A 10,924-nucleotide genomic window follows, 5' to 3' on the forward strand; every position below is an offset into this window, starting at 1 on the left:
CCGGGCCGCGAACCATGTCCGGTATATCGAACACGAAGGACACCCTGTGACCGACGCTTCCGTCACGGCGCCCCGCAGACCCGGTGAGCAGGCGCTCACCGCGCTCGGCCTGGGCGCGCCGGCCCTCGACCCCGCCGACGCCTCGCCGCACTCCTTCCCCGGCGGCGGCCGCTGGCGCACCGAGGTCCCCTCGTGCGAGGGGCCCGAGGCGCTGGCGGTGGTGCTGAAGGAGGCCTCGCGCCTCGACGTGCCGGTGCACCGGATCAGCCAGGGCAGCGGCGTGTGGATGCTGACCGACGCCGAGATCACCGAGATGGTCGAGGCCACCGCCGCACGGGACATCGAGCTCTGCCTGTTCACCGGCCCGCGCGGCACCTGGGACATCGGCGGCTCCACCCGGACCGACTCGCACGGCGCCGGACTGCGCGCCCGCGGCCACGACGCGGTGGCGGGCTGCGTGGAGGACGCGGTGCGCGCCACCGAACTGGGCGTGAAGTGCCTGCTGGTGGCGGACGAGGGCGTGCTGTGGACGCTGCACCGGGCGCGGGCGGCGGGCATCCTCCCGGCCGACACCACCCTGAAGGTGTCGGCGCTCGTCGGTCCGGTCAACCCGGCCTCGTTCGCCGTGCACGAGCAGCTCGGCGCAGACTCCATCAACGTGCCCAGCGATCTGACGCTCGCCCATCTCACCGAGATCCGGCGGGTGTCGGCGGCTCCCATGGACATGTACATCGAGGCGCCCGACGACCTGGGCGGTTATGTGCGGATGTACGAGGTGGCCGAGCTGATCCGGCGCGGCGCCCCGGTGTACCTGAAGTTCGGGCTGGCCAAGGCGCCCGGCATCTACCCGTACGGCCACCACCTGCGGGAGGTCGCGCTGGCCACGGCGAAGGAGCGGGTGCGGCGCGGCCGGCTGGCGCTGGACCTGCTGGCGCGGCACGGCGCGGACGGCGGTATGGCGCCGCTCGGTTCGCGGCTGCCGGGTGATCTGCGCAGGTTCGGCATCCCGTCATAACGTTCCGGAAACGCGGCTTCACACAAGTGGACACAGCCGCGCACAATCCCACACACCCGTTGCCCGGCCCCGGGGGTGACGCCCCCCTCGGCCGCACATCCCGTCACCGTCTCGCACACGGCACCACCGACTCCACCGAGTCGACCGATCCGCTCGAACCGCTCAATCCGCCCGACGATCAAGGATGATCATCATGCGCAACCGCAGAGCCGCATTCGCCGCGACGGCCACCGCCGTCACCCTCGCCCTCGCCCTGACCGCCTGCGGCCAGAACAGCGAGGGCGGCAGCGAGGAGGACAAGGGAGGCCCCGAGGGGGCCACCATCGGCATCGCCATGCCGACCAAGTCCTCCGAGCGCTGGATCGCCGACGGCGACAACGTCGTGAAGGAACTCGAGTCCAAGGGCTACAAGACCAAGCTGGTCTTCGGCGAGGACGACCCCGACCAGCAGGTCTCGCAGATCGAGAACATGATCACGCAGGGCGTGGACGCCCTGATCGTGGCGGCCATCGACAACAAGTCGCTGAACAACGTCATGCAGCAGGCGAAGGACGCCGACATCCCGGTGGTCTCCTACGACCGCCTCATCCTCGGCACGGAGAACGTCGACTACTACGCCTCGTTCGACAACGAGAAGGTCGGCCAGCTCCAGGGCACCTACATCGTCGAGCAGCTCGGTCTGAAGGACGGCAGCAAGAAGGGCCCCTTCAACATCGAGTTGTTCGCCGGTTCCAACGACGACAACAACACCCGTTACTTCTTCAACGGGGCCATGAGCGTCCTGCAGCCCTTCATCGACAAGAAGCAGCTCGTCGTCAAGTCCGGCCAGGCGGAACTCAATCAGGTGACCACCCTGCGCTGGGACGGCGGCACCGCGCAGAAGCGCATGGACGACATCCTCACCTCGGCCTACCGCAGCGACCGGGTCGACGCGGTGCTCTCGCCGTACGACGGCATCTCCATCGGCATCCTGTCCGCCCTGAAGTCGGACGGCTACGGCAGCAAGGACAAGCCGCTGCCGGTCGTCACCGGCCAGGACGCCGAGGTCGCCTCGGTGAAGTCGATCATCTCCGGCCAGCAGTCGATGACCGTCTTCAAGGACCTCCGCGAACTCGCCAAGGTCGCCTCCAACATGGTCGACGCCCTGCTCAACGACAAGAAGCCCGAGACGAACGACACCAAGAGCTACGACAACGGCGCCAAGGTCGTCCCCGCCTACCTGCTGGAGCCGGTGGCGGTGGACAAGGACAACTACAAGAAGGCGCTCGTCGACTCCGGATACATCAAGGAAAGCGACCTCAACTGACCTCCGTAATCCACTGATTGGAAGGCACGACCATGGCGGGACCCGTCCTGGAAATGCGCTCGATCGTCAAGACCTTTCCCGGCGTCAAGGCGCTGTCGGACGTCAGCCTGACCGTCCAGCGGGGCGAGGTCCACGCCATCTGCGGCGAGAACGGCGCCGGCAAGTCGACCCTGATGAAGGTCCTCTCCGGCGTCCACCCGCACGGCACCTACGAGGGGGAGATCCTCTTCGAGGAGGAGGTCTGCCGGTTCAAGGACATCCGGGCCAGCGAACAGCACGGCATCGTGATCATCCACCAGGAGCTGGCCCTGGTGCCCTATCTCTCGATCGCCGAGAACATCTTCCTCGGCAACGAACACGCCACACGCGGCTTCATCAACTGGAACGAGACCCTCAGGCACGCCACCGAGCTGCTGCGCCGGGTCGGGCTCGACGAGCACCCGGAGACCCGCGTCGCCGACATCGGCGTGGGCAAGCAGCAGCTGGTGGAGATCGCCAAGGCGCTGTCGAAGAAGGTGAAGCTGCTCATCCTCGACGAGCCGACCGCGGCGCTCAACGATGAGGACAGCGGCAAACTCCTCGACCTGATCCTGCAGTTGAAGGAACAGGGCATCACCGCGATCATCATCTCCCACAAGCTGAACGAGATCCGCAGGGTCGCCGACTCGGTGACCATCCTGCGCGACGGGCGGACCATCGAGACGCTCGACGTGAAGGCCCCGGAGACCACCGAGGACCGGATCATCAGCGGGATGGTCGGCCGCGACCTGGAACACCGTTTCCCGGAGCGCACCCCGCACCATCCGGAGGAGGGCACCGCCCCGGCCCTGGAGATCCGCAACTGGACCGTGCACCACCCGATCGACCAGCAGCGCAAGGTCGTCGACGACGTGTCGCTGACCGTCCGGCGCGGCGAGATCGTCGGGATCGCCGGACTGATGGGAGCCGGGCGCACCGAACTCGCGATGAGCGTCTTCGGCCGTACCTACGGCCGGCACGCGGGCGGCACGGTCCTCAAGGACGGCAAGGAGATCCGTACCAAGACCGTCCCCGAGGCGGTGGGACACGGCATCGCCTACGTCACCGAGGACCGCAAGCACTACGGCCTGAACCTCATCGACACCATCAACCGCAACATCTCGCTCAGCGCCCTCGCCAGGGTCGCCAAGCGGGGCGTCGTGGACGAGCACCAGGAGCGTCAGGTCGCCGAGGGCTTCCGGACGTCCATGAACATCAAGGCGCCGACGGTGTTCGAGCCGGTGGGCAAGCTGTCCGGCGGCAACCAGCAGAAGGTCGTGCTCAGCAAATGGATCTTCGCCGGTCCCGATGTGCTGATCCTCGACGAACCGACGCGCGGCATCGACGTCGGAGCCAAGTACGAGATCTACACGGTCATCGACCAGCTGGCCGCCGAGGGCAAGGCGGTCGTCTTCATCTCCTCCGAACTGCCGGAGCTGCTCGGCATGTGCGACCGCATCTACACGATGGCCGCAGGAAGGCTGACCGGTGAGTTCTCGAGGGCCGAGGCCTCCCAGGAATCGCTGATGCGTCAGATGACGAAGGACAAAGAGGTATCCCGATGAGCACAGTCACCGACAAGACCCCGGCCGCCGCGCCGCCGGGCCGGAACGGGACGGGCGGCGGTGACGGCCTGCTCCAGCTGATGCTGGACGGCATGCGCCGCAACATGCGGCAGTACGGCATGCTGATGGCGCTCGGCCTGATCGTGGCGCTGTTCGCCGTGTGGACCGACGGCGACCTGCTGCTGCCGCGCAACGTCTCCAACCTGGTGCTGCAGAACAGCTACATCCTGATTCTCGCGATCGGCATGATGCTGGTCATCATCTCCGGCCACATCGACCTGTCGGTCGGCTCGCTGACGGCGTTCGTCGGCTCCATGGCCGCGGTGTTCATGGTCAGGAACGACCTGCCCTGGCCGGTGGCGGTGGTGCTGTGTCTGGCCGTGGGTGCCATCGCGGGCGCCGTGCAGGGGTGGTTCATCGCCTACGGCGGCATACCGTCGTTCATCGTGACCCTCGCGGGCATGCTGACCTTCCGCGGTCTCACCGAAATCTTCCTGGAGGGTCAGACCCTCGGCCCGTTCCCCAGGGGTCTGCAGAAGGTCGCCAACGGCTTCATGCCCGAGGTCGGGCCGGAGACCAACTATCACAACCTCACTCTGCTGCTCGGCTTCGCGCTGATCGCCCTCGTCGTCCTCCAGGAGGTGCGCGACCGCAGGCGGCAGAAGGAGTTCGACCTCGACGTCCTGCCCGCCAAGCTGTTCCTGCTGAAGCTCGTCGCGCTCGCCGCGGCCGTCCTCGTGGTGACGATGCTGCTGGCCAGCTACAAGGGCGCCCCGATCGTGCTGCTGATCCTCGGCGTGCTGCTGGTCGGGTTCGGCTACATGATGCGCAACGCCGTCATCGGCCGCCACATCTACGCCATCGGCGGCAACCTGCCCGCGGCCAAGCTGTCGGGTGTGCGGGACAAGAAGGTCACCTTCCTGGTCTTCCTGAACATGGGCATGCTCGCGGCCCTGGCGGGTCTGGTGTTCGCCGCCCGCTTCAACGCGGCCTCTCCCAAGGCCGGTCTCAACTTCGAGCTGGAGGCGATCGCCGCCGCGTTCATCGGCGGCGCGTCGATGGCCGGCGGTGTCGGCACCGTGCTCGGCGCCATCATCGGCGGTCTGGTCCTGGGCGTGCTGAACAACGGCATGAACCTCGTCGGCGTCGGCACCGACTGGCAGCAGGTCATCAAGGGCCTGGTCCTGCTGGCCGCGGTCGGCTTCGACGTGTGGAACAAGCGCAAGGTCGGTTCGTAAGTCAGCCCGGGCCCCGCCACACGGCGGGGCCCCCTTCCCTTCAGGGAGCCGCACTGATGGAACTGAACAGACGCACGGTCATCGCGGGAGCCGCCGCGGCCTCAGTGGCCGCCACGGCCTGGGGCGGAACGGCGCACGCCTCGCCCGGTGGCCGGGGCAGGCCGGTCCGGGAGCTGTTCGGCAGGCTCGCCGACGGTACCCGGGTGGACCGCTGGACCCTGGAGAACGGCGGCACCCGGATGGAGGTCCTCTCCTACGGCGGCATCGTCCACTCGCTGGAGATCCCCGACCGGCGCGGCCGGCGCGCCAACGTCTCCCTCGGCCTGCGCACCCTGGAGGAGTACGTCGCCTCCAGCCCGTACTTCGGCGCCCTGATCGGCCGGTACGGCAACCGCATCGGCAAGGGGACCTTCACCCTCGACGGCACCCGGTACCAGCTCTCCGTCAACGACGGCGAGAACAGCCTGCACGGCGGCGCGCAGGGCTTCGACAAGCGGGTGTGGGACGTCGAGCCGTTCACCCGCGGCTCGGACGTCGGCCTGCACCTGTACCACACCTCCGTCGACGGTGAGATGGGCTACCCGGGCACCCTGCGCACGAAGGTGACGTACACCCTGACCCGGGGCGGCGACTGGCGCGTCGACTACGAGGCCGTCACCGACCGGCCCACGGTCGTCAACCTCACCAGCCACGTCTACTGGAACCTGGCCGGCGAGGGCAGCGGCAGCATCATGGACCACGAGCTGTCGATCGCCGCCTCCCGCTACACCCCGGTGGACGCGGGCCTGATCCCCACGGGCGAACAGGCGAAGGTCGCCGGCACCCCGTTCGACTTCCGGCGGGTGAAGCCGGTCGGCCGGGACATCCGCACCGCCCACCAGCAACTGCTGTACGGGCAGGGCTTCGACCACAACTGGGTGCTGGACAAGGGCGTCACCGCCCGCCCGGAGCACGCGGCGACCCTGCGCGACCCGGCCTCCGGCCGCACCCTGCGCATCGCGACGAACGAGCCGGGCCTGCAGTTCTACTCCGGCAACTTCCTCGACGGCACCCTCGTCGGCAGCGGCGGCCGGGTGTACCGGCAGGGCGACGGACTGTGCCTGGAGACCCAGCACTTCCCGGACTCCCCCAACCAGCCGGCGTTCCCCTCGACCGTGCTGCGGCCCGGCGAGACGTACCGGACGACGACCGTGCACACCTTCGGGACGTGAACCGCGTGCCGGTGTGAGCGTCTCGGCACGGGCGTCGCGCTGTGAGCGGTTTCGGTGTGAGCACGCTCACGAAGCGTCCTCACATTTTCCTCACACGTGCTGAACGGCGCCCCGGTCCGCTCCGTACTCCTGGGTGGCCCGCGCTCCCCCGCGCGGGCCACCCAGGCATGACGGGCCCGTCACGTCCCCGGCAGGCCCGCCGCACACGGAGGTTCCCTTGGCCGACAACGTCACCTCGTTGTTCCGCAGCACCGCGGCGCACAGCCCGTCGATGGCGGCGCTGACGAGGGAGAGCGACGGGGCCGGCCCGGTGGACTTCTGCATTCCCTGCAACCCGTACTTCCCCACCCCCGCCATGTTCGAGGAGATGGCGGCCCGGCTGCGCGACATCGTCACGTACTACCCGAGCAGCGCCGACACCATCACCGCCGAGCTGTGCAGTCTGCTGCGACTGCCGCCGCAGTGCGTGGCGATGGGCAACGGCTCGACGGAACTCATCACCTGGATCGACCATCTGCTGGTGCGCGAGTCGCTCGCCGTGCCGGTGCCGACGTTCGGCCGCTGGACCGACCAGCCGATGGAGACCGGCAAGCGGGTCGACATGTTCCCGCTCCAGGAGTCCAGCGGCTTCGCCCTGGACCTCGCGCAGTACGCCGAGTTCATCCGCGCCCGCGGCACCCGGGTCGCCGTCATCTGCAACCCGAACAACCCCGACGGCGGCTTCCTGCACAAGCACGCGGTCGTGCAGTTCATGGACGCCATGGCCGACCTGGACCTGGTGGTGATCGACGAGTCGTTCCTGGAGTTCGCCGACGCCGAGAACGAGCCGAGCGTGGTGCAGGAGGCGATGCTGCGCCCCAACGTCATCGTGCTGCGCAGCCTCGGCAAGAACTTCGGCCTGCACGGCATCCGCTTCGGCTATCTGGTCGCCAACCCGGCGCTGGCCGGGCGGGTACGCTCGATGCTGCCCAAGTGGAACCTCAACTCCTTCGCCGAGCACGTGGTGTTCATGCTGAAGGAGCACGGCGCCGAGTACGCGCAGAGCCTGCACCAGGTGCGCCGCGACCGGATGGACATGTCCGGCCAGCTCTCCTCCCTGCCCGGTCTCACCGTCTACCCCTCGCAGGGCAACTTCCTCTTCGTGCGCCTGCCCGTGGGCGCCGAGGGGACCGTGGTGCGGGACCGGCTGCTCACCGAGCACCGGATCCTGGTGCGTGAGTGCGGCAACAAGATCGGCTCGTCCAGCCGCTTCCTGCGTCTCGTGGTGCGCCCCCAGGTCGACGTCCGTCGCCTGGTGACCGGCCTGGAACAGGTGCTCTACGGGACGTCCAGGAGGGGAGCCGCCGTGCCCGAGCAGGCCACAGGGACCGCCTACAGCTCGGGCACGGCGGCGGTGGACCGCCTGGTGAGCGAGACCAACGGGGCCGGGACGCGCGGCCTCGCACAGGCCGCCGGCGTCGGCATGCCGCTCCCCGCCGCCGCGTCCGCCCCGGCGGTGGGCGCGGGCGGCGTGATGCCGGCGCCGGCCGCGGCCGGGCTGCCCCAGCCGGAGGCCCGGCCCGTCCCGCAGGAGGTGCCCCGGCCGCAGCCCGTGCCGCAGCCGGTGCCGCAGCCCGTTCCGCAGTCGGTGCCCCAGCCGCAGCCCGTGCCGCAGCAGCTCCCGCAGCCGGCCGGGTTCCCGGAACCGGCCGCGCGGCCCGCCCCGGCCGCCCCGCCCCTCGCCCCGGCGGCCGCGTTCCCGGCGCCCACCCCCGCTCCGATGCCCGCCCCCGCTCCGATGCCGGCGGCCGCGCAGATGCCCACCGGCCCCACCCCGCCCGGTGTGCCGGCGCGCGGCGGGCTGACGGCGGCCCAGGTGCGCGGCACCGACGGGCTGTCCATGGCCCCGGCGACGGGCTGGCCGGGGGCACAGAGCTGGCCGGACGCGGCGGGGATGGGACAGGCCGCGGGCTGAGGCGCCCGGCCGGGCGCCTGGGGCCGCCTCCCCTACGGGCCTGGCGTGGTCTCCGTCGGGGTCGGGCAGGGTGTGCCGGGGCCGGACGGGGAGGCCGTGGGCTCGGGGCCGGGGACGGTCGGCTCCGGGGAGCAGGGGGCCGAGGTGGTCGGGTCCGGCGAGGGCTCCGCGGTCTCGGTCGGCGTCTCTGCGGGAGGCTCCGTGGGCTCCTGGCTCGTCGGGGGGTCCGTCGGTGTGCCGGTCGGGGACGTGCTGGGACCGGGCGACGACGTGGGGTCCGGGACGTCCGGGGCGGACGGGGAAGGACGCGGGGACGGTCCGGTGCCGGGGGAAGGGCTGGGCTGCGGTCCGATGACGACGCCTCCGCCGCGGCCCCCGCTCCCGCCGTCGACCGGCTCGGTCGCCGGGGTGTCGCCGCCCGCGCCCGGGCTGCGGGGTACGGCGCCCTTGCCGTCGGGCACGGTGTGGACCCCGTGGCGGTAGAACGCCAGCCAGTACCTGACCAGGCGCAGGTAGGAGCGGGAGTGGTTGTAGCTCAGGACCGCCCGGTCCAGGTCCGCGGGACGGCCCAGGTTCCGGTCGCCCGCGCACAGGTAGTGTCCGGCCGCCAGCGCGGCGTCGAAGACGTTGTTCGGGTCGGCGCGGCCGTCGCCGTTGCCGTCCGTGCCCCAGCGGGCCCAGGTGGACGGCAGGAACTGCATCGGGCCCACCGCCCGGTCGTAGACCGTGTCACCGTCGTGGGCGCCCCCGTCCGTGTCCCGGATCAAGGCGAAACCACGTCCGTCGAGGGCCGGGCCGGTGATGCGGCCCAGGGTCGTGCCGTCCCGGTCGACCGCGCCGCCGCGCGCCTGACCGGACTCGACCTTGCCGATGGCGGCCAGCAGCTCCCAGGGCAGCCGGCAGCCGGGGTCCGTCCTCGCGACCGAGGTCTCGGCGGCACGGTAGGCGCGCAGCACGGTGGCCGGGATGCCGGACTGGACGCGGACCTCCCGCCCGAGCACGGGCGAGGCGGCGGTGACGGCCTTCGCGGTGCGCAGCGGCGGGAGTTCGGTGTGGTACGAACCGTCACCCGGCGGAGCGAGTCCGGCGTACGGGTCGCCCGCGGCCTGCGGCGCCCCGCCGCCACCCGCCGGTTCGGCCCGGTCCTTCACGGCGTCCCGGACGAGGCCGGGCCCCTGGGAAGCGGTCAGGGCCGTCATGACCGCCACGGCGAGCACGGTCGTGCGCAGTCCCCTGCGGGCCCGGCCGGAGTACCGGCGTCGGGATCGGCGTACGGACATGGGCGTCACTCCTGTCGGATCCGTCTGTGGCGCGGAGGCGCGGGGTGTGGTCAGGGGCGGCCGAAGGTGTCGAGGCCGGAGACGAGCCAGCGGCCGTCGCGGTGCACGACGTCCACCGCGAGCATGGCCGCCGCGTACACGCCCTCGTCCCGCGCCGCGTTCCGCTGCTCGCCCGCCTTCCCGCCCGCGGTGGCGACGCTGCTCTGGTCGGCGTAGACGAGGACCCGGGCCCGGTCGCCGTCGATGCGTTCGACCCCGGTCTCCGTGACGGTCGTGGTGATCACGGCCTTCTGCGCGTCGGCCCGCTCCCGGACGTCGGCGAGCAGGTCACGGTGCTGGGTGACGGCCCTCCCCGTCAGGAGGTCCTTCGCGGCCTTGTCGAACGCGCCGGGATCGGCGTGGTCGTAGGAGAAGAGCCGGTCGACGGCCTCGGCCACCTGTCCCTTGATCTCGCTGGTCCTGGCGAGGTCGGTCAGTGCGGTGTTGCTCCGCGCGGGCTCGGCGCGGAGCGACTCGGCCTCCGCGTGGGCCCAGCCCGCGAACGCGCCGAGGAGCAGCGTCAGCGCGCAGAGCGCCACCAGGCCCACGGGACGGCGCGGCCGGGACCGCACGGTCCTGCTCTCCCCGTCCGTGGCCGGTCCGGGGCCGCGCGGGGCGGGTGTCGCGGTCGCGGCGGGCCGGGCCACGCGGGCCTGACGGCGCCGCTGGCGGTTGATGTGGTGACGGGTCGTCGACATGCTGGGGTGTCCTCCTCGCTGCGGCCGGCTCGTGCGGTACGGGACCGGTCAGCCGGCCGGTGCGCCGCCCACGGGAGCCTGGCCGAGGGCGCTCAGCTTCCACCGGCCGTCGGTCCGGGTGAGTTCGCCGAGCATGCGGCTGTCCTTGTCCGTGCGCGTCCCGTCGGACGCCCTGACGGTGACGCGCAGGGCGACCAGCACCCGGGCACGGCCGGCGCGCTCGTCGAGTTCGGTGACCGCGCCGGACAGCACCCGGGCCGTGCTGACCGTCTTCGCCTCCCGCACCCGCTCGGCGAAGTCGGCTCTGCCGGAACCGAGTTGCTCGTGCAGTTCCCCGGTCGTCGACGCCTCCCAGAGGTCGAGTCCCTGGTCCAGGTCACGGTGGTCGAGCGTGTTGAGGTTCTGCACGGCCTGTTCCCCCGCGGCGAGCGCCTCGTCCCGCTGCACGGCGTAGGCGGCCCGGTCGTCGTGGGCCGCCCCGTACCAGTCCTGGCCCGCCCACGCGGCGAGACCGCCGGCGACGAGGACGAGGGCGAGAGCGGGCGCGTACGGCGTCCGGAAGCGGCTCGCCGTGAGGCGGCGGACCGGTCGGTCCATGGG

At 71.2% G+C, this 10,924-nt stretch carries 9 protein-coding genes; 6 read left to right on the plus strand and 3 right to left on the minus strand.

Going from position 1 to position 10,924, the window contains the following annotated elements; genetic code table 11:
• Positions 1-46: 46 nt before the first annotated feature.
• The 6 genes from ACP7TJ_RS09785 to ACP7TJ_RS09810 all read left to right on the plus strand — a co-directional run bounded on the left by ACP7TJ_RS09785 (position 47) and on the right by ACP7TJ_RS09810 (position 8,307).
• Complete coding sequence (locus tag ACP7TJ_RS09785; protein ID WP_093767734.1) at positions 47-1,015, plus strand: hypothetical protein; 969 nt, start codon at positions 47-49, stop codon at positions 1,013-1,015.
• A 193-nt stretch (positions 1,016-1,208) separates the two neighbouring features.
• The gene (chvE, locus tag ACP7TJ_RS09790; RefSeq protein ID WP_093768001.1) at positions 1,209-2,321 is read left to right on the plus strand and encodes a multiple monosaccharide ABC transporter substrate-binding protein; all 1,113 of its coding nucleotides are present in this window, start codon (positions 1,209-1,211) and stop codon (positions 2,319-2,321) included.
• A gap of 32 nt (positions 2,322-2,353) precedes the next feature.
• The gene (gene mmsA / locus ACP7TJ_RS09795; protein WP_189910164.1) at positions 2,354-3,904 is read left to right on the plus strand and encodes a multiple monosaccharide ABC transporter ATP-binding protein; all 1,551 of its coding nucleotides are present in this window, start codon (positions 2,354-2,356) and stop codon (positions 3,902-3,904) included.
• Positions 3,901-5,142, plus strand: a complete 1,242-nt coding sequence (gene mmsB, locus ACP7TJ_RS09800; RefSeq protein WP_193457584.1) for a multiple monosaccharide ABC transporter permease — start codon at positions 3,901-3,903, stop codon at positions 5,140-5,142. The genes mmsA and mmsB overlap by 4 nt, the downstream gene beginning before the upstream one ends.
• A gap of 56 nt (positions 5,143-5,198) precedes the next feature.
• On the plus strand, positions 5,199-6,353 hold the full coding sequence (locus tag ACP7TJ_RS09805) for an aldose epimerase family protein (protein ID WP_193457585.1): 1,155 nt from the start codon (positions 5,199-5,201) through the stop codon (positions 6,351-6,353).
• 217 nt (positions 6,354-6,570) lie between these two features.
• Positions 6,571-8,307 (plus strand): pyridoxal phosphate-dependent aminotransferase, encoded by a 1,737-nt coding sequence (locus ACP7TJ_RS09810; RefSeq protein WP_193457586.1) that lies wholly within the window; start codon positions 6,571-6,573, stop codon positions 8,305-8,307.
• A gap of 32 nt (positions 8,308-8,339) precedes the next feature.
• Here the strand turns inward: ACP7TJ_RS09810 and ACP7TJ_RS09815 are convergent, their stop codons facing one another.
• Genes ACP7TJ_RS09815 through ACP7TJ_RS09825 form a run of 3 tightly spaced genes read right to left on the minus strand, consistent with a single transcriptional unit; the run spans position 8,340 to position 10,921 of the window.
• The gene (locus tag ACP7TJ_RS09815) at positions 8,340-9,587 is read right to left on the minus strand and encodes a lytic murein transglycosylase (RefSeq protein WP_427762823.1); all 1,248 of its coding nucleotides are present in this window, start codon (positions 9,585-9,587) and stop codon (positions 8,340-8,342) included.
• Positions 9,588-9,637: 50 nt separating this feature from the next.
• A complete protein-coding gene (locus ACP7TJ_RS09820; RefSeq protein ID WP_266396735.1) occupies positions 9,638-10,324 on the minus strand; it encodes a hypothetical protein in 687 nt (228 codons plus the stop codon).
• A gap of 48 nt (positions 10,325-10,372) precedes the next feature.
• Positions 10,373-10,921 carry a nuclear transport factor 2 family protein gene (locus ACP7TJ_RS09825; RefSeq protein ID WP_167743050.1) on the minus strand — a complete coding sequence of 183 codons (549 nt, stop codon included), beginning with the start codon at positions 10,919-10,921 and terminating at the stop codon, positions 10,373-10,375.
• Positions 10,922-10,924: the final 3 nt, after the last annotated feature.

Source organism: Streptomyces sp. DSM 41931 (assembly GCF_050271085.1).
Taxonomy (GTDB): Bacteria; Actinomycetota; Actinomycetes; order Streptomycetales; family Streptomycetaceae; genus Streptomyces; species Streptomyces albogriseolus.